The organism is Caulobacter sp. AVps18 (assembly GCF_058681425.1).
In genome coordinates, this window is record NZ_CM178737.1 from 2,454,071 (window position 1) to 2,472,003 (window position 17,933).

Consider the following 17,933-nt stretch of genomic DNA (forward strand, 5'->3'; position numbering starts at 1 on the left):
GCTGATGAAGTTCCCGCTTATGCTCGCCGCTGTCCTGTCCACCCTGGCGACCGGCGCCATCGCTGCGCCCTCGGGGCAGGATCTGTTCGAGCAACGCTGCGCGGTTTGTCATTCGCTCAAACCCGCGCCGGGCAAGATGGGGCCGCCCCTGGCCGGCATCGTCGGCCGAAAGGCTGGAACCCTGGGCGGCTATGCCTACAGCAACGCCCTTAAGGCCTCTGCGATCACCTGGAACGCGGGGACGCTGGATGCCTATGTCAAGGCTCCGGCCAAGACCGTGCCCGGAACCAAGATGCTGGTTGGCGTGCCGGACGCCCAGCAGCGGGCGGCCGTGATTCAGTACCTGGCGTCGGTGAAGAAGTAGGGGCCTCCCGGCGGCGCTCTAGAGCGCGTTCCGAAAAGTGGGAACCGGTTTTCGGAATGAAACGCGCGTGAAAACAAAAGACTAGAGCGGGTTGCGATCTGATTCCATCAGATCGCAACCCGCTCTAACGCGCCGTCAGCTCCTGGATTTCAATGGCCTTGAACGCGATCGGATGGCCCTCGCTCTGCAGGGCGATATAGCCTTCCGTCACCGGCTGGGCGCCGCGGGCCAGGATGTAGGGTTTGGCGCCGCCCGCCACCGTATCCTCGGGATCCAGGGTCAGGTCGGCATAGTGGTGAACCACCACGCCGTTGATCTTCTGAAAGACCTCGCCATTGGGCCAGACCTCCAGCTCGACCTGGGTCCAGGTTCCGTTGGGGATGGTCGGCGCCTTGGCGGGCTGCGTGCAGTGCTCCCCGACCTTGACGCCATCGAAGGTGATCGTGATCCCCGGCGTGCAGACCGACCCGGTGGGGCGGGGTGCCTCGCCATCCTTGCCCAGAAGCTGGAACTCCACCGACACGGGGAAGGGCTGCTCGAGGGTCATGCTTTCCGCACTCTGGCTGTGGAACATGATCCCGCTATTGCTGCGCGCCCAGGCGGGGGTGTCGGCAAGGCCGCCCTCGGTCAGGAACCGGTAGCTCAGGCGCAGGCGATAGGCCTTGAACGGCGTCTTGTAGAACAGGTGCCCGAACTGGCCGTCCAGCGTGTCATAGCCGGCATAGGACACCCGTATCGCGCCGTCTTCGACCACGAAGGTCTGGCGATAGTTTTCGCCGGCCGGATGCTTGGCGACTTTTGGCGTCCAGCCGTTCAGCGTTCGGCCGTCGAACAGTGGACGCCACGGCCCGGCCTTCACGGTCTCGGCGCTGGCGTGCGCCATCGAGCCCAGCGACAGGCAACCCGCCAGAGCACCTATGACGGCGCGTCGCAGCGCCGGAGCCGGGCCAGTGTGTACGCGGCGATTGCACTTGGTCATGGCTTGGTCATCCCCCCGAGCGCCCGGCTTTTTCAGGCAGATTGCCGAGCTTTATTGCAATGTAACCCATTTCATGGAAGCCTCCAGCCCAAGAAACAAGGGTTCGCCGGATGGGCGCTCCGGGGCAGGTCCCTGGCCGGCGCCACGCTCGAGCGAGCGGGCTAGGGAGCATTCATGGCCAACCTCACCGGTCGCGCGCGCCGCAAGAACACCTATGACGCCATCGTCGTGGGCAGTGGCATCACCGGCGGCTGGGCAGCCAAGGAGCTGACCCAGAAGGGTCTCAAGACCCTGGTGCTGGAGCGCGGGCCGATGGTCCGCCACCAGCAGGACTATCCCACCGCCATGACGGCGCCCTGGGAGACCAAGTACCCGCAGGGCCAATTGCCCCCGGCTGAGCTGGCCGCCAAATATCCGGTCCAGCGTCGCACCAACTATACGATGACGGAGCACACCCAGCACTTCTTCGTCCGCGACGACGAGCACCCCTATGTCGAGGAAAATCGCTTCGACTGGATTCGGGGGTATCACGTGGGCGGGCGCTCGCTGACCTGGGGCCGCCAGAGCTATCGCCACAGCCCCATCGACTTCGAGGCCAACGCCCGTGAGGGGATCGGTGTCGACTGGCCGATCCGATACGAGGAGCTTGCGCCCTGGTACGACTATGTCGAGCGCTTCATCGGCGTCTCGGGCCAGGCCGAGGGCCTGCCCCACCTGCCAGACGGCCAGTTCCAGCCGCCGATGGAAATGAACTGCGTCGAAAAGGCCTTCAAGGCCAAGACCGAGGCGCGGTTTCCCGAGCGCCGGATCACGATCGGCCGCACGGCGCACCTGACCGAGCCGACGCAGGAGCAGCTCAGCCTGGGCCGGACCAAGTGCCAGCACCGCAACCTGTGCATCCGGGGCTGCCCGTTCGGCGCCTATTACAGCTCCAATTCCGGAGGCCTGGTCGCAGCCGAGCGCACCGGCAATCTGGTGATCCGGCCGGGCTCTATCGTCACCTCGCTGATCTATGACGAGAAGGCGGGCAAGGCGACCGGGGTGCGCATCCTGGATGCGACGACCCGCCAGGAAGAAGAGTTCTACGCCGACGTCGTGTTCCTGTGCGCCTCGGCCTTCAACTCGGCCTGGATCATGATGAACTCCACCAGTGCGCGGTTCCCCAACGGCTTTGGCAATGGCAGCGACCAGCTGGGCCGCAATGTGATGGACCACCATCTGGGCGTCGGCGCATCAGGCGAGGCCCCCGAGTTCGCCGACATGTACTATTCCGGCCGTCGGCCCAACGGCATCTATGTGCCGCGCTTCCGGAACCTTGGCGATGCGGCGACCAAGCGAAACGACTATCTGCGCGGTTTCGGCTATCAGGGCGGTGCCTCCCGCCAGGGTTGGGACCGTGACCTTTCCCGGCGCGGCGCGGGCGCAACCGGCCTTGGCGCCGAGCGCAAGGCCGCGCTCAGCCAGGCAGGGCCCTGGACCATCGGCCTGGGGGGCTTTGGCGAGATCCTGCCCTATGAGGACAACCGCCTGACCCTGAACCACGAGACCAGGGACATGTACGGCCTGCCCACGCTGTCGATGAATGTCACGCTGCGCGAGAACGAGATCGCCATGCGTCGCGACATGCAGACGGCGGCCGTTGAGATGCTGGAAGCTGCGGGCTTCAAGAACGTTCAGGGCCGCGACGGCGGTTACGCGCCGGGGCTGGGCATCCATGAGATGGGCACAGCGCGTATGGGCCGCGATCCCAAGACCTCGGTGCTGAACGCCCACAACCAGGTTCACGAGTGCAAGAACGTCTATGTCACTGACGGCGCGGCCATGACCTCGGCGTCGTGCGTGAACCCGTCGCTCACCTATATGGCGCTGACGGCGCGGGCGGTTGATCACGCCGTTCAGGCGCGCAAGCGGGGAGACCTGTGATGCTGAATCGACGCGACACTCTCCGCGGCTTGGCGCTTGCGGCCGGGGTCGGCGCGACGGGCTGGGCCGAGCGCGCCGTGGCCGCCGCCGCTCCGGCGCCCGCCCTGACCTGGACCCCCACCGTCCTGACGCCGGACCAGGCGCGGCTGGTGGACGTGGTCGCCGAACTGATCATTCCCGCCACCGACACGCCTGGAGCCCGCGAAGCCGGCGTGCCCCAGTTCATCGATCGCGCCTTCGCCAACTATTACGACAAGGGTCAGGTCGAAAAGTTCCTGAACGGGCTGGCGCGCATGGACGATGACGCCCGCACGGCGCACGGCACCGCATTTACGGCCCTGAGTCCCCAGCAGCAGGTCGAGCTCCTTACGGGCTATGAGCGCGAAGGTGCGGACGCCAGGGCGAAAACCCCCGGCCAGCCCCATTTCTTTCCCGCTCTCGAGGATCTGGTGACCGTGGGCTATTTCACCTCCGAGCTCGGTGCGACGGTGGCGCTGCAATACGATCCCGTGCCGGGCGCCTATCATGGCTGCGTACCGCTTTCGGAAATCGGCCGGGCCTGGGCGACGCGCTAGCCGGCGGATCTTCAGGTCCCTTGCTGGCCAGGACTGCGCCGGCGACAGCCTTCTGATCATCGGCGCAGTGCCAGGACACACGAGCGCCAGGGCGACCAAACGCTACGCTCACCGCTCCAGCGACCCCGTGAAGCGAGCCGCCGCCAATGGTCAGGACTGACGCGCCTATGCCGTAACCCCTTCGATGCGAAGGGAGACGTATTCGGCTGGCTTGAGCAGGGAGACGCCGATCATGCAAATGACCCGACCGTTATCGAGGTCGATCTGGCTCATCGTCGAGCGGTCGCATCGCACGAAGTAAGCCTGGTCTGGCTGAGTGCCCTGCAGGGCGCCCGACCGCCATTCGTTGAGTAGGAAGTCGCTGACTGAGGTCCGGATATTGGCCCAAAGCCGATCGCCGTTTGGCTCGAAAACCGTCCAGGCTAAACCGCGATCAATGGACGCGGTGAGGTAGGCGCGATAGCGCGCAAGGTTGACGTATTTGGCTTCCGGATCGGCGCTTAGGGTGCGGGCGCCCCAGACGCGGTTCCCTCTTTGCTCGAACGAGCGGATGCCGTTGATGCCTTCCGGGTTGAGCAGGTCCTGTTGCTGCTTGTTGATCTTGGACTGCAGGCCGGCGGCTGTGCGGACGATCTCATTGGCCGGCGCCCTGTAGACGCCGCGCTCCAAGTCATTGCGGGCATAGATGCCGCAGATGGCACCCGAGGGCGGCAGTGCGACCTGATCAGATCTGATGATCCACGGGTAATAGAGAGCCGCGTGGGGCGTGTCATAGCCGGTACGGAACGCGCGCACGCCCGCGATGTCGAGATCGGGCGGCGGGTCGAGCACGGCGAAGCGGTAGGCGCCGGCTGTGCCGGCGTGGGCAATCAGGGCGGCATTCACCTCGGCGGCGAGCGGCGCGGATAAGGTAGAGGCACCGGGGGCGGCCACGATCGAGACAGTCTCGACTGCCAGAAGGGCGTCAAGGGCGGCCTTGTAGTCGGCCAGGGTCGGGCTGTCGGGAGTGCGGGCGACATAAAGGCGCTGGCCTCCTTCAAGGAAGAAGGCCCCAACGGCGCAAGCCAGATAGTTTGGGATCCTGGCACCGTTGACGGTCAGGTCACCCTCGCCGCCGAACTGGAGGTCGAAGTCGATGGCGCTGGTTACGAGCCGTGGTGGCTCCTCGATGGCCAGGGGGCCGTACAGGGTGGGGCCGACGAAGGCGGCCGTCGAAGTCGAGACACCCTCGATTGACTTGTTGCGATAGGAGATCTCTTCAACATAGACGCCAGGAGCGCGATACTCAGGCATCAGCCGAGCTTTCCGAAGTCCGGGCTGGTGAGCACCGGGGACGGCGCGCCTTCGGTCTCGAGGGGATCGGCAAGGGCAATGTTGTGGGCGATCATGACGAAGCTGAGGCGGTAGTCGAGACCCAAGGCCCGCCATAGCGCGAACAAGGCAGCCGGATCGGAGGCTGCGGGAGTCAACTGGACGATCTCTGGGTATCCGGGCTCAGACAGGATCGGCTCGCGGCTGAGCTCAATCATAGCCCATGCGATCATCGCCTGTTCGCCGGCCGCGTCATCCGAACGGGCGGCGAGCAGGAAGTGGAGGTCCATAGGCAGGGCGTGGACGCTGATCTGGCTGGATTGTGCCGGCGGCAGCTGCTGCCATCTGGTCGACGGCAGCATGTGGACACAGGCGATCGACAGGCCGTGCGGCGCGGCGGCCATCTGGGCGGTGGCGAGGCAGCTGATGTTGAACGACGGCGGCAGCGGGGCAAGGGTGCCGGCCTCCGCCAGCAGGTCGCGTCGGGCGCGCAGGCGGGCGGCAATGCGCTCGCCGACCTGGGCGACAGCGGCGAGATCGACCATCAGGGGGCAAACCAGATCTGCGGGGGGGACGGTTTTTTGGCTAGCACCTTGTCCACCGTGCCTTGTTCCAGCGAGTTGGGGCGCAGACCATGAAGGTAGCGCTGGCTATTGGAACTGCCAAGCCCGGAAGCGAACCCGTTGGCTGTGGTACATGGAGCCCTTCCGAGCAGGGGCGAGTGGGCGCGGCCTATAGGCTTTTCAGCGGTTAGCCAAAGTCAGACAGTGGCGCAGACCCGACGATCCCGGTGTCCCCGTTGTCTGGAAGTTAGCCGTGGGTCCTTTCCCGCACGCCGATCTTCAGATCCCCACAGGCGATCAGCCAGCCATCGGGTGCCTTCGAGGTCGTGTCCCATCGCGTGGTGTAACTGCGTCGGCGTGATCACCGCGCTCTCCGGCTGAGCCGGATTGGTCAGGCCGCCATGATGGGCAGGCTGACGATGGGATCATCGCTCAAGGGAGCGACACTTTCCAGGGTCATGTAGCGGCATCGTTGGACGGCCCATTCGTCGTTCTGCTCGAGCAGAATGGCGCCGACGAGCCGGATGATGGCGGCCTCGTTGGGGAAGATGCCTACGACCTCTGTCCGGCGTTTGATCTCGCCATTGAGCCGCTCCAGGGAGTTTGTGGAGTGCAACTTGGTGCGGTGGGCGGCGGGGAAGGTCATGTAGGCCAGGACATCGGTCTCGGCCTGGTCGAGGAAGCCGGCCAGCTTGGGGAGTTTGGGCCGCAGTTGGTCGGCGACGCCGCGCCATTGGGTCTTGGCGGCCTGGGCGTCGTCCTGGGCGAAGGCCGTGCCGATGAAGGCCGAGACCATGGCGCGACCGCTCTTGCCGGCGTGAGCCATGACATTGCGCATGAAGTGGACGCGGCAACGCTGCCAAGTGCAGTTCATGATTTTGGAGACCGACGCCTTGATACCCTCGTGGGCGTCGGAGGTCACCAGCTTGACGCCCCGCAGGCCGCGCCGGGCCAGGCTTCTGAGGAAGTCCGTCCAGAACGTCTCGGCCTCGGAAGGGCCCACCGCCAGGCCCAGCACCTCGCGCCGGCCATCGGCGTTGACGCCCACGGCGACGATGACGGCCTTGGACACGATACGCCCGGCGGTGCGGTCTTTCACATAGGTGGCGTCGATCCACAGGTAGGGCCAGTCGCCCTCGATCGGCCGGGTCAGGAAGGCCTGGACGCGCTCGTCGATCTCCTCGCAGAGCCGCGAGACCTGGCTCTTGGAGATGCCGCTCATGCCCATCGCCTTGACCAGGTCATCCACCGAGCGGGTCGAGATCCCCTGGATGTAGGCCTCCTGGATCACCGCGGTCAGTGCCTTCTCGGCCAGCCGCCGCGGCTCCAAGAAGCCCGGAAAGTAGGAGCCCTTGCGAAGCTTTGGGATCCGCAGTTCCACCGTGCCCGCCCGCGTCTCCCAGTCGCGATCGCGGTAGCCGTTGCGCTGCGCCAGCCGCTCGGGGCTCTTCTCGCCGTGCGCAGCCCCAGTCAGGCCGCCCACCTCCAGCTCCATAAGGCGTTGGGCGGCGAACCCGATCATCTCGCGTAGAAAATCGCTGTCGCCGCTCTTCTCCATCAGCCCGCGAAGGGCGATTGTGTCTTCGGTCATCTTCGGTCCTTGGTTCAGGTTGAGCTTCGCAACCCAACCCTACCGAAGATCGTGGATGACCACCGCTACGCCGCTCGCTCGCTACGGCGCCATGGGGAAGGCGCGCGTCGCGAGCGGCTACGCTATCGCCAACGAGCTACACCACGTCCCGGGACACGACCGCCTTCGAAAGCGTCTCGAACAGATCCACCGGTTTCGCGGGTCCGTGGCGACCTGCCACGCCTAGGGGAAGAATTCGCCTGTCGGTGAATGGGTGCGCCCGGGAACGGGCCGCGCCCGGACGCCAGGGCGTCAGGCACATGGATGCTTTGCGATCTCGCCAGCCTGGAAAGCGTGCAACGCCAAATCGAGCACCATGTTCGCGCGCCAAAACCTTGCCCTCACAGCCCTTGCATTGAGATAGTTTTTATTATCGTAATGTGACGCACCGGTCGAAGCGCCGGGCTTGGGGGACTGGAAAATGAAAGCGGCCATGTTTGTGAGCTGCGCCATGTTGGCGCTTTCGGCGAGCCTTGCTTCAGCCCAGACGACTGTGCCCACCGACAGCGACACGGCGATCGCCGAGATCGTCGTCACCGCCCAGAAGCGCGCCGAGAACCTGCAGGACGTACCCGTCTCGGTCACCGCCCTGACCGCCGACACCCTGGCTGCGCGCGGCGTCAGCAATGTCATGGGGCTCAACAACATGGCGCCGGGCCTGCGGATCAGCGCCAATGACGCGGCCGCCAATCCCAAGATCTTCATCCGCGGCGTGGGCCTCAGCGACTTCAACCCCAACGCCTCCAGCGGCGTGGGCGTCTATGTCGATGGGGTCTATATCGGCTCGCCCCTGGCCCAGATGGCCGGCTTCTTCGACCTGGCCCAGGTGGAGGTGCTGCGCGGGCCGCAGGGCACCCTGTATGGCCGTAACACCAATGGCGGCGCGATCAACGTCACCACCAAGCGCCCCAGCCAGGCCTTCACCGCCGATACGGCGCTGGAATATGGCAGCTTCAACGCCATCACCGCCGAGGCCGCCATGGGCGGTCCGATCATCGCCGACAAGCTGGCCTTCCGGGTCGCCGGCCAGGTGGTCAAGGACGACGGCTATACCTTCAACCGCGTGACAGGAAACGACGTCAACGCCGCCCATCACTGGGCCGGCCGGCTGTCGCTGCTCTATACGCCCACCGACGATTTCGAGATGCTGACCCAGGCCAGCCGCTATGTGAATCGCGGCGACGCCATCGCGCCCCAGCATCGCGCCCTGTTCCCGGCCACAGCCGGCGCGACAGGCCCCACCGGCCTCTGCGCCGCCAACGCCTATGCCAGCGGTGAATGCACCGACCTGCTGGGCTATGCCGATACCGACGACAACGACCGCGCGATCGACGCCAATCTGGAGGGCAAGGACAAGGTCAACCTGTTCGGCGCCTCCAACCAGGCCACCTGGACCTTCGGCGGCGTCTCGCTGGTCTCGGTCACCGCCTGGCAGTGGGCCCACCGCAATGCCGCTGAAAACACCGACGGCGGCCCGTTGCAGATGCTGGAGATCAACTACCGTTCTCGTCAGCAGCAGTTCACCCAGGAACTTCGCCTGCAGTCCAACGACAGCGCTGCTGCCCTCAACTGGGTGGTCGGGGCCTATTTCATGGACGAGACCGTCAAGGACAACACGCGCCAGGACACCCTGCGCGAGATCCGCCCGCTGTTCGCCACGCCCGACAATCCCGAAGGCCTCAGCCCCGCAGACAGCGTGGCGGTGTTCGGCTGGCCCTACACCCAGAAGACCAAGGGCTACGCCGTCTTCGGCCAGGCCGACTACCGGATCACTGACAAGCTGACCGGAACGGCGGGTCTGCGCTGGTCGGCCGACGACAAGCACATGAACTATCAGAGCCAGATCGAGGACGGGCTGATCGTCCTTCTGACCTCCGACCAGAGCAAGACCTTCTCGGCGCTCTCCGGTCGACTGGGCCTGCGCTACGAGGTCACGCCCGATGCCAGCGTCTACGCCACCTATAATCGCGGCTACAAGAGTGGCGGCTTTTTCGGCGGCCTGGCCACCACCCCCGAGGAGGTCGAGCCCTACGACAACGAAACCCTTGATGCCTTCGAGGTGGGCGCAAAGACGGAGTTCTTTGACCGTCGGCTGCGGCTGAATGTTTCGGGCTTCTATTACGACTACAAGAACCAGCAGGTGTTCGCCCAGGCGCTGCGCAACGGCCTGTCGGTGCTGGTGCTCGACAACGCCGCCAACTCCGAGGTGTATGGCGGCGAGGCCGAGCTGACCGCGCGACCGATCCAGCCCCTGACCCTGACCGCAGGCGTCTCGCTGCTGCACGCCAAGTACGGCGAGTATTTCAGCGAGGGCCAGGACTTCAGCGGCAACTGGCTGCCGCAGTCACCCAAGGTGACGTTCAACGCCGCCGCCACCTATGTCGCCGCCCTGCCGTCCGGCGGCGGGGTGGTGGCCAATGTCGACGCCAACTATGCGTCCAGGGTCTATTTCGACAACAGCAACGCCGATCGCCTGTCGCAGGACGCGGTGTGGCTGGCCGGGGCCCAGCTCAGCTGGCGATCCCCTGACCAGACCATCGAAGCCGGTGTCTTCGCCCGCAACCTGTTCGACAAGTCGTACGTGGTCTCGATCTCCAACATCGACAGCCTGGGCGAGGACCTGCTGAGCATGAACCGCCCGCGCAGCCTCGGCGCCTTCCTGCGCTACCACTACTAGGGACGCGTGCCAGCGACGGGGCCTTTGCGCCTCGTCGCCGGAAGGGGTTCTTGCTATCTGTCGGCGATTCCCGATCCGGGCCCTTCAGGACCTCCATGGCAAGACGCTCCGCCGCCACGACCCCGGCGCCCTCTCTGGACACCAAGTCGCGCCCATCCAGGCAGCGCGGCATCGACACGTTCGAGGTCATCCTGACCACGGCCGGCGAGCTGCTGGCCGAGGTGGGGTTCGAGCGGCTGACCACCAACCTTGTGTGCCAGCGCGCGGGCCTGACCCCGCCGGCCCTCTATCGCTATTTCCCCAACAAGTACGCCCTGCTCAAGGAGCTGGCTCATCGCCTGATGGACGCCCAGGACCAGGTGGTGCTGGCCTGGCTGGCGAACGGGGGAACGCGCTTCACGTCGCTGGAAGACGCCGTCGCCAAGAACCGCGACCTGCAGAAACAGGTCAATGCGGTGACCCGCGCCTTCCCCGGCGGCGACTGGATCCTGCGGGCGCTGCGCGCGCTGCCTGTACTGCAGGAGGTGCGCACCACCTCGCGCGACACCATCGCCCTGGTCCTGTTTGACCTGCTGCGCCAAGCCAATCCCGGGGTCGACGAGGACCGTCTTCACACGGCCACCCGGCTGACGACCCAGATGATGTACGCCGCCACCGAAATGGTGCTGGAAGAGCCTGACCAGGACGAAGACAGGATCAACGAAGAGATCTGCTGGATGGTCAGCCTGTACTATCAGCACCTGACGCGCGCGAGACCCGCGCCCGCGACGCCAGCAGACTGATCAGCGACAGCGCCGCGGCCAGACAGACGGCGGACAGGGCCAGGGCGCGGCGCACCTCGCCATCGCCCACCACCAGAGACGCCGCCAGCGGGCCGGCGCTGCTGCCCAGCAGCTGGGCGGCGCCCAACTGCATGGCGGCGCGGCGCGTCGGGTCCAGGCGGATCAGCAGCAGGGTCTGGAACGGCAGGGCGAACAGCCACAGGAAGCCGAACGCCGCCACGCAGGCCACGAACAACCCTCGCCCCGGCCCGCTCCACAGCACCGCCAGGATGACGGCGTTGATAAGGCCCACGCCGATCAGGATGCGGGCCGGCGGCGCGCGGTCGCCTACCAGGGTGGCGGCCGCGCCGCCCAGCACCTGAAGCCCCAGCGCCAGGGCGACAGCCAGTCCCGCCTCGCGCGGCGAAAGCCCCGCCTGGGCCGCCAGCGGCTCCAGATAGACCCACAGGGCGACGATGAAGGCCATGTAGAGAAACACCGCCAGCAGCCCGCCCAGTGGCGCGCCGCCCAGCTTGCCGCCACCGCCCTCGGGCTTGGGCAGGACCGAGAAGCGGTCGGGTCCGGCCAGCGCCGCACCGGCGGCCAGAAGCGAAATCACCGCAAGAGAAACCAGGGCGCCGTTGACGCCCCACCGTCCCATGACCAGCGCAGGAAGTGCCGCTGCCAGCACCAACTGGGCGAAGGTCTGGACGGTCACGAAGATACCAGAGGCGCGTTCGGGCCGGGCCGAGCGGGCGATGACGCCAATAGCCAGCCACAGCATAACGCCGGCGCAGGCTCCGGCCGCACCTCGCGCCAGGATCACCTCCGCGCCGCTGGTCAGGGTGGTGGCGAACATGGCAGCGGCATGGGCCAGACAGGCCAGGGCGATCTTCAGGCGGATATGGGTGGGCTTCAGAAAGGCCGCCGCCAGACCACAAGCCACCCCCAGGGCCATCAGCTCGACCGTCGCGGTCAGGCCGATCTCGGCGGTGCTGAGCCGGCCTTCCCGTTCCAGCGCACCCAGGATCACCGGCTGCAGGCCTGCGATCAGCAGGGCGACGACGCCGATGCCCTGGCTGACCGCCGCCTCGTGTCGGGGCGGGGAGGCGACCGCCAGCGGCGGGGTTTCCAGCCCGCTCATCCGCGCTGCCCGTAGGATTTGAAGCGCTGCAGGATGGTGTGCATCTCGTCTTCCGCCAGCAGGGTGGGGCCGCCGATGGCCAGGGTTCCCCAATAGACCGCCGCCTGCTCCTCGATCTCCTCGGCGATGGCGAGGGCGAAATCCAGGCTGGGTGCCACGACGATCTGGCCGTGATTGGCCATCAGGGCGGCGTAGCGGCCGTCCAGCGCCTCGACCACGGTCTGCGCCAGTTCCGACGAGCCGAAGGTGGCGTAGGGCGCGACCGGCACGCTGGTCCCGCCGCTGACGGCGACCATGTAGTGCACCGCCGGGATCGGCCGGCCGGCGCAGGCCAGGATGGTGGCGTGGCGCGAGTGGCAATGGACCACGGCGTTGATGTCGGGCCGTCGATCGAGCAGCCCCTGATGCATCCGCCATTCGCTGGAGGGCTTCAGTGAGCCTGGTGCCGTCGAGCCGTCAGGCTGGACCAGCACCATCTGCTCGGAGGTCAGCTGACTGGCAGGCACACCGCTGGGCGTCACCAGCATGGCGCTGCCGCAACGCGCCGAGACATTGCCCGACGTGCCGCGATTGAGGCCACGCTCGTCCATGGCCTTCATCACCTGGGTCATGCGCAGCCGTAGCGCGCCTTCGTCCATGATCGCCGCCATCAGCCCGCCCCGTTCCCCGTCATGTTTAGGGTCATCTCGCGCATCGCCAGTTCGGTGGCCTCGAAGCTCTCCAGCTTGCCCAGCGTCGCCAGCCCCTGGGCGACCATGGCCGATGTCGCCGTCGCGAACCGGGCGGCCTCCAGCGGTGCCCAGCCCCGGTCCAGCGCCGCGATGAAGCCCGCGCAATAGGAGTCGCCGCAGCTGGTGGTGTCTACCGGCGTGATGGCGTAGGCGGGCAAGACCGTGCGTACGCCGTCCAGCACGATAACCGAGCCCTGGCCGCCGTTCTTGATCAGGCAGCCGCCGATCCCCAGGCCGCGAAACACATCGGCGGCGGCGAACAGGTCGTCCTGGCCGGTCAGGGCCTTGGCCTCGGCCGCGCTGGGCATGAAATAGTCGATGAAGGGCGCCAGACGCTTCAGCTCGTCCATCGCCGAGGCCTGGGGCGAGATCAGGTCGCAGGTCACGACTACACCGGCCTCGCTTGCCGCCCTGGCCAGATCCGCACCCGCCCCGCCGTCCAGCCTGGGCCCGCCGATCCCGGCATAGTGGAAGAACCGCGCCGAGGTCGCCACCTCGAGCGCGGCCGGCGAGGCCCAGGCCAGCATCCCGGCACCCAGAGCGTGGAAATTGGGCCGCCGTCCAGCCGAGTCGACCGCCAGCACGGTGGTGGAACTGGGCAGGCCCGGCATCGTCTCCAGCGCCGCAAGGCCCACGCCCGCCTCGTCCAGCGCCATGCGGATGAAGCGACCGATCAGGTCATCGCCCACCGCCGATGCCAGCTTGACCTGCATCCCCAGCCTTGCCGCGACCATCGCCGCCCCGGCCGCCGTCCCGGCGGGCGCGCAGCCAATGCCCTCAATCAGGGTGGTGCCCTCGCCCTGCGGCAGGGCGTCGATGGCGCGCGCCACCACGTCCAAGGTCGTCAGGCCAATACACGCCAAGCCGGTCTTCATCGCCGTTCGTCCCCCATGCGTTGACTCTCACTATGCCTGGGTCTTTATGATAGTCAAAACTATCTTATGACGGAGGGCTCGACATGACCTGGACCAACAGCAAGGACAGCGCGCTGCGCGAGCGCGCCATGGCCGTGATCCCAAACGGCATGTACGGCCACCAGTCGGTCATGCTGATGCCCGACGACTATCCGCAGTTCTTCGACCGCGCCCAGGGTGCCTATCTGTGGGACGTCGACGGCAACCGCTATGTCGACTTCATGTGCGGTTACGGCCCTAACCTGTTCGGCTACGCCCATGCCGGCATCGACGCCGCCTATGTCGAGCGGATGCAGCAGGGCGACACCATGACCGGCCCGGGCCAGGCCATGGTGGAACTGGCCGAGGCCATGACCAGCCAAGTCAGCCACGCCGACTGGGCGATGTTCTGCAAGAACGGCACCGACGCCACGACGATGGCGCTGATGATCGCCCGCAACTTCACCAAGAAAAACACCATCGTCCTGGCCAGGGGCGCCTATCACGGCGCGGCGCCGTGGTGCACGCCCCTGAAAAACGGCGTTAGCCCCGCCGATCGGGCCAACCAGGTGTTCTACGACTATAACGACGTCGAAAGCCTGGAAGCGGCCGTGCGCGAGGCCGGCTCGGACCTGGCCGGCATCTTCGCCTCGCCGATCAAGCACGACACCTTCATCGACCAGGAAGCGCCGACACCCGAATATGCCCGCCGGGCGCGCGAACTGTGCGACGAGCATGGCGCCCTGCTGATCATCGACGACGTTCGCGCCGGCTTCCGCCTGGCCCGCGACTGCAGCTGGGCGCTGGTGGGCGTGAAGCCGGACCTTTCGAGCTGGGGCAAGGCCATCGCCAATGGCCATCCGATCTCGGCCCTGCTGGGGGCAGACATTGCCCGCTTCGCTGCCGCCACCATCTACGCCACGGGCTCATTCTGGTTCTCGGCCGCGCCCATGGCCGCCTCGCTGGCGACGATGAAGCTGATCGCCGAAACCGACTATCTTGAGCAGACCATCGTGCTTGGTCAGCGCCTGCGGACGGGACTCGATGAGGTGGCCAGCCGTCATGGTGTTGGCCTGCGCCAGACCGGGCCCGTCCAGATGCCCTTGATCATGGTCGATGAGGATCCGACCGGCGCGAAGGGCTATTTCTGGAACAATGCCCTGCTCAAGCGCGGCGTCTATTTCCACCCGTGGCACAACATGTTCATCAACACCGCCATGACCGTGGACGACATCGACCACACCCTTCAGGCCGCCGACGACGCCTTCAAGCTGCTGAAGGCCGCCGGTCCGCTGGAGCCGGTCGCCAAGCTGGAGTTCATGCACTCCATGGTCGGCTAGCCCGCGCTTCATCCCACGCGTTTCGGCCGTCAGGCATAGCCGATCTCGTCAACGCACCAGAAATGCCGGCACGAACCGCTACGGGCAAAGAACTACGTCTCGCCGACAGCAGACCTCTTTCCGCATCCGACCTCTTTCCGCATCCGATCGGGGGCGGACGCGGAAATGAAAGCCGCGCCCGAAACCGGACCTTGCCGCCCCCTCGGGAAGAGATCGACTTGGGCACCGAAGGTCCGGAGCCCGGACGGATGCCACGGTCATCAAATGCCGCAACCCTGGCCCAGCGTGCAATTTTTCGAGCTCGCCTTAGGCGTCCCAGTGGCGAGGTCGTCCCCCGATCCTCACGCTATCGGGGATGCAAGCGATGACCTCGAGCAAGCTTGGGACGTCTGGCATTTCCATTCTTCGCAAGCGCCGCCTGATGCGCGGTATCTCGTCCGGTCTTTACCGGACCTTCGCACATACCGGCGATACTGGCCTCCAGTGTAAATCATCCGGCGAATTCATGGGCTTGGCATCATCTTTGGCTGTTGCCGCCGCGACGCTCCCGCCTCTCAAGGGATCGGAGATCGGCGCGCGTCTCGAAGCGGCCCGTCAAGCCATCGAGGGACGCTTCCTGGAAGCTGGCGACGTATTGTCGCGGGCCATCGAAGGCGTCGGAGCCCTGATCGCCGCGCTGGACCGGATGCGCGACAATCTCGACGTTGAGACTGTCACGACCACCACCGCTGACCTGGCCGAGGCGGCCAAGACCCTGCGAGCCCTGCCCGAAGGTCTCGAGCACCGGCGGGCGAGCGTAGGCGAGCTGGTCAAGATCGGCGACAGCCTGACCGCGTGCATCGAGGACATGCGCCAGCATCTGGCCTATCTCCGGGTCTTTGCCATCAACATCAAGATCACCTCCGGGGGGATTGCCGCCGCCGGACCGGAATTCGCGATCTTCGCGCAGGAGATCTATGACTGCATCGATCTGGGCCGCGCCCAGCTCGACGCCTTCAATGCCGACCTGATGAGCCTGGACGACATCCTGCGGACGGCGCTTGTCCAGGAGCAGGAGCTGGGTCGAAACTGCGTCACGCTGCTGCCGGCCGTGCCCGACGCCTTGATGGCCAGCGCCAAGGCGATCGAGGCGCATCACGCCAAGATCTCCAGCGTTGCCGTCAGCGTCTCGGCCCTGGCGCGCGATGTCCAGAAGAAGGTCGGAGGCGGCCTCGCTGCCCTGCAGATCGGCGACATCACCCGACAGCGGATCGAACACGTCCAGGCCGGCCTGCAATTCCTGGCGGAAAGCCAGGCAGGCCTGACGGCCGACCAGCGCGAACGCGCCGAAGCCTTTGTTCACCGCCTGCTGGCCGCCCAATTGATCTCGACGGCCGAGGATTTTCACCGCGACGTCACCCGGATCGGTACGAACATCTCCGGCATGGCCTCAGACGCTTCGGAAATCCTGCGCCTGCGTGACCTAGCCTATGGCCAGAGTGAGGGCACCGAGAACGGCTTTCTGCGCGGTCTGGAAAGCAATATCGGCCAGGCGCTCGGTCTGGTGGGCGACATGACAGCCGGTGAGCAGGCGGCCGAAGATGTCAGCCGTTCGGCGGCCCAGGCGGCCCGCGAACTGAGCGAACGCATTGCCGGTATCCAGAACATCCGCGCCGACGTTCAGATGATGGCGCTGAACACCACGCTGAAATGCAGTCGCATCGGCGAGACCGGCAAGCCGCTGGGCGTCATCGCCGTCGAACTGCGTCAGCATGCCATCCACCTCGAAAAGTCCGCAGCCCTGGCGCTCACCTCGCTTGACGGACTGTCTTCGGCGGCTGAGGCCCTGGGGCAGCGCGATTCAATGGACGATTTGGAAGGCGGCGAGACCACCACCGCCGCCTCGGTGCTGAGCGGCGCGGTCGCACGGATCGGCAAGGCCGGCGACGGCGTGGAAAAGGACCTCGCGGCCGTGGCCAGGCAGGGCCAGGACGTGGTCGACATGCTGCAGCGGGCCGCCGGCCGGTTCGACTTCGAGCGCCAGATCGGCTCGGCCCTGGACCAGGCTGCCAACGACCTGCTGGACATGGCCGGCGAGTCGGAGATCGCCACAGACGACCTGGGTGTCGTGCTCAATCCGTTCATGGCGCGGCTGGCCAAGCAATACACCATGGCCCAGGAACGCGACGTGCATCGCAGCTTCGCCGAGTGCCTGGGGGGCGACGACGGCTCGGCACCCGTCGCCGCCGTCGCGCCCGTGGAAGATCCGGACGACGGTCTGTTCTGATCCGGGTCTTGACGGTGTCGGCTCAGGTTTGAGCTGTCCGGCTAAGTCGCTGTTTTTCCAACAGCGCGGAAATCGTACAATTTGGCGATACAGATCAGCGCTGTGCCCTAAGGCCAGATTCCAATCTCTGTCTGTCCCCGCACTACCGAGCAACCTGCCTTGGATCTCCGGGCTGCCCCGCAGAAGGTGGTCGCCAGCCCGAAAAAACATCGGCGATAGCGCCTCGCCCCATCTTTCCACAGCGAGGTCGGATCGGAGCCTTCTCGACATCCTCCAGCGTCAAACGAGGTCGCAACTCGTGGGCAGGCGACAGTCTCTGAATCTGTTGCAGCGCTGATGTTTGAGAAGGCCATTGGCCGCGCATCGAAGCCCGCCTAGATGGCGTGGATCGCCGTGATCAAAAGTGGGGTTGTTTGCCCGCCTCCATGAACGCCTTGGACCACACGTCGCATAGGCTGTGGGCGATGCCCTCCTTGCGGCAGAGCATCAGCGATGCTGTCCTCCCCGCGCCGACCGTCCAGCACGATCCGGATCTTGTTTTCCGCAGAGAAATGCCGACGCGTCCTCCGCCGAATATCCTTCACCACGCGCTCTCCGGGTGTCGCCTTCGCGGCCGAGGGATTTGGTCTCATCATCGTTCCTTCGTTACTATGACGAGACCAAAACTCTACTCTGAACGGGACCCTCAACCTGTCTCAAAGGCGCTGACGGCGACCAGTCTTTTTTGAGTTCATGTCACGATATGGACTCAAATGCCTCCCACCGTTCGGGATCTC

14 protein-coding genes and 1 pseudogene are annotated in these 17,933 nt (G+C 66.0%); 7 read left to right on the forward strand and 8 right to left on the reverse strand.

The window, feature by feature from the left end:
* Window positions 1-4: 4 nt before the first annotated feature.
* Window positions 5-364 carry a c-type cytochrome gene (locus ACW179_RS11105; protein WP_492059579.1) on the forward strand — a complete coding sequence of 120 codons (360 nt, stop codon included), beginning with the start codon at window positions 5-7 and terminating at the stop codon, window positions 362-364.
* 124 nt (window positions 365-488) lie between these two features.
* Here the strand turns inward: ACW179_RS11105 and ACW179_RS11110 are convergent, their stop codons facing one another.
* Complete coding sequence (locus ACW179_RS11110) at window positions 489-1,247, reverse strand: 3-keto-disaccharide hydrolase (protein ID WP_492064299.1); 759 nt, start codon at window positions 1,245-1,247, stop codon at window positions 489-491.
* A gap of 270 nt (window positions 1,248-1,517) precedes the next feature.
* Here ACW179_RS11110 and ACW179_RS11115 point away from each other — a divergent pair, with 270 nt between their 5' ends.
* Window positions 1,518-3,266 carry an FAD-dependent oxidoreductase gene (locus ACW179_RS11115; RefSeq protein WP_492059580.1) on the forward strand — a complete coding sequence of 583 codons (1,749 nt, stop codon included), beginning with the start codon at window positions 1,518-1,520 and terminating at the stop codon, window positions 3,264-3,266.
* Window positions 3,266-3,841 (forward strand): gluconate 2-dehydrogenase subunit 3 family protein, encoded by a 576-nt coding sequence (locus ACW179_RS11120; RefSeq protein ID WP_492059581.1) that lies wholly within the window; start codon window positions 3,266-3,268, stop codon window positions 3,839-3,841. Before ACW179_RS11115 ends, ACW179_RS11120 begins: the two co-directional genes overlap by 1 nt.
* A 165-nt stretch (window positions 3,842-4,006) precedes the next feature.
* Here the strand turns inward: ACW179_RS11120 and ACW179_RS11125 are convergent, their stop codons facing one another.
* From ACW179_RS11125 to ACW179_RS11135, 3 genes are all read right to left on the reverse strand, one after another.
* Complete coding sequence (locus ACW179_RS11125; RefSeq protein ID WP_492059582.1) at window positions 4,007-5,134, reverse strand: phage tail sheath family protein; 1,128 nt, start codon at window positions 5,132-5,134, stop codon at window positions 4,007-4,009.
* A complete protein-coding gene (locus tag ACW179_RS11130; protein WP_492059583.1) occupies window positions 5,134-5,697 on the reverse strand; it encodes a Pvc16 family protein in 564 nt (187 codons plus the stop codon). The genes ACW179_RS11125 and ACW179_RS11130 overlap by 1 nt, the downstream gene beginning before the upstream one ends.
* A 409-nt stretch (window positions 5,698-6,106) precedes the next feature.
* On the reverse strand, window positions 6,107-7,306 hold the full coding sequence (locus tag ACW179_RS11135; RefSeq protein WP_492059584.1) for an IS256 family transposase: 1,200 nt from the start codon (window positions 7,304-7,306) through the stop codon (window positions 6,107-6,109).
* Window positions 7,307-7,796: 490 nt separating this feature from the next.
* Between ACW179_RS11135 and ACW179_RS11140 the strand changes: the two genes are divergently transcribed.
* Window positions 7,797-10,022 (forward strand): TonB-dependent receptor, encoded by a 2,226-nt coding sequence (locus ACW179_RS11140; protein ID WP_492059585.1) that lies wholly within the window; start codon window positions 7,797-7,799, stop codon window positions 10,020-10,022.
* Window positions 10,023-10,117: 95 nt separating this feature from the next.
* Window positions 10,118-10,804 carry a TetR/AcrR family transcriptional regulator gene (locus ACW179_RS11145; RefSeq protein ID WP_492059586.1) on the forward strand — a complete coding sequence of 229 codons (687 nt, stop codon included), beginning with the start codon at window positions 10,118-10,120 and terminating at the stop codon, window positions 10,802-10,804.
* Here ACW179_RS11145 and ACW179_RS11150 read toward each other — a convergent pair.
* Genes ACW179_RS11150 through ACW179_RS11160 form a run of 3 tightly spaced genes read right to left on the reverse strand, consistent with a single transcriptional unit; the run spans window position 10,743 to window position 13,533 of the window.
* Window positions 10,743-11,927 carry an MFS transporter gene (locus tag ACW179_RS11150; protein WP_492059587.1) on the reverse strand — a complete coding sequence of 395 codons (1,185 nt, stop codon included), beginning with the start codon at window positions 11,925-11,927 and terminating at the stop codon, window positions 10,743-10,745. The genes ACW179_RS11145 and ACW179_RS11150 overlap by 62 nt on opposite strands.
* On the reverse strand, window positions 11,924-12,577 hold the full coding sequence (locus ACW179_RS11155) for a class II aldolase/adducin family protein (protein WP_492059588.1): 654 nt from the start codon (window positions 12,575-12,577) through the stop codon (window positions 11,924-11,926). Before ACW179_RS11155 ends, ACW179_RS11150 begins: the two co-directional genes overlap by 4 nt.
* Window positions 12,577-13,533, reverse strand: coding sequence for a carbohydrate kinase family protein (locus tag ACW179_RS11160; RefSeq protein WP_492059589.1), 957 nt, complete (start codon window positions 13,531-13,533; stop codon window positions 12,577-12,579). Before ACW179_RS11160 ends, ACW179_RS11155 begins: the two co-directional genes overlap by 1 nt.
* An 83-nt stretch (window positions 13,534-13,616) precedes the next feature.
* Between ACW179_RS11160 and ACW179_RS11165 the strand changes: the two genes are divergently transcribed.
* Together ACW179_RS11165 and ACW179_RS11170 are read left to right on the forward strand one after the other, a co-directional pair.
* Entirely contained in the window at window positions 13,617-14,891 is a 1,275-nt protein-coding gene (locus ACW179_RS11165; protein WP_492059590.1) for an aminotransferase class III-fold pyridoxal phosphate-dependent enzyme, read from the forward strand.
* 364 nt (window positions 14,892-15,255) lie between these two features.
* Window positions 15,256-17,157, forward strand: coding sequence for a hypothetical protein (locus tag ACW179_RS11170; RefSeq protein WP_492059591.1), 1,902 nt, complete (start codon window positions 15,256-15,258; stop codon window positions 17,155-17,157).
* 409 nt (window positions 17,158-17,566) lie between these two features.
* On the opposite strand, the pseudogene ACW179_RS11175 reads toward ACW179_RS11170, so the two are convergent.
* Window positions 17,567-17,789, reverse strand: a pseudogene (locus tag ACW179_RS11175) (transposase); the annotation flags it as partial.
* Window positions 17,790-17,933 lie beyond the last annotated feature (144 nt).

Bases quoted from the DNA above. Each gene is read 5' to 3' on its own strand.
- ACW179_RS11105 (WP_492059579.1), top strand. From the start codon at position 5: ATGAAGTTCCCGCTTATGCTCGCCGCTGTCCTGTCCACCCTGGCGACC.
- ACW179_RS11110 (WP_492064299.1), bottom strand. From the start codon at position 1,247: ATGGCGCACGCCAGCGCCGAGACCGTGAAGGCCGGGCCGTGGCGTCCA.
- ACW179_RS11115 (WP_492059580.1), top strand. From the start codon at position 1,518: ATGGCCAACCTCACCGGTCGCGCGCGCCGCAAGAACACCTATGACGCC.
- ACW179_RS11120 (WP_492059581.1), top strand. From the start codon at position 3,266: ATGCTGAATCGACGCGACACTCTCCGCGGCTTGGCGCTTGCGGCCGGG.
- ACW179_RS11125 (WP_492059582.1), bottom strand. From the start codon at position 5,134: ATGCCTGAGTATCGCGCTCCTGGCGTCTATGTTGAAGAGATCTCCTAT.
- ACW179_RS11130 (WP_492059583.1), bottom strand. From the start codon at position 5,697: ATGGTCGATCTCGCCGCTGTCGCCCAGGTCGGCGAGCGCATTGCCGCC.
- ACW179_RS11135 (WP_492059584.1), bottom strand. From the start codon at position 7,306: ATGACCGAAGACACAATCGCCCTTCGCGGGCTGATGGAGAAGAGCGGC.
- ACW179_RS11140 (WP_492059585.1), top strand. From the start codon at position 7,797: ATGTTGGCGCTTTCGGCGAGCCTTGCTTCAGCCCAGACGACTGTGCCC.
- ACW179_RS11145 (WP_492059586.1), top strand. From the start codon at position 10,118: ATGGCAAGACGCTCCGCCGCCACGACCCCGGCGCCCTCTCTGGACACC.
- ACW179_RS11150 (WP_492059587.1), bottom strand. From the start codon at position 11,927: ATGAGCGGGCTGGAAACCCCGCCGCTGGCGGTCGCCTCCCCGCCCCGA.
- ACW179_RS11155 (WP_492059588.1), bottom strand. From the start codon at position 12,577: ATGGCGGCGATCATGGACGAAGGCGCGCTACGGCTGCGCATGACCCAG.
- ACW179_RS11160 (WP_492059589.1), bottom strand. From the start codon at position 13,533: ATGAAGACCGGCTTGGCGTGTATTGGCCTGACGACCTTGGACGTGGTG.
- ACW179_RS11165 (WP_492059590.1), top strand. From the start codon at position 13,617: ATGACCTGGACCAACAGCAAGGACAGCGCGCTGCGCGAGCGCGCCATG.
- ACW179_RS11170 (WP_492059591.1), top strand. From the start codon at position 15,256: ATGACCTCGAGCAAGCTTGGGACGTCTGGCATTTCCATTCTTCGCAAG.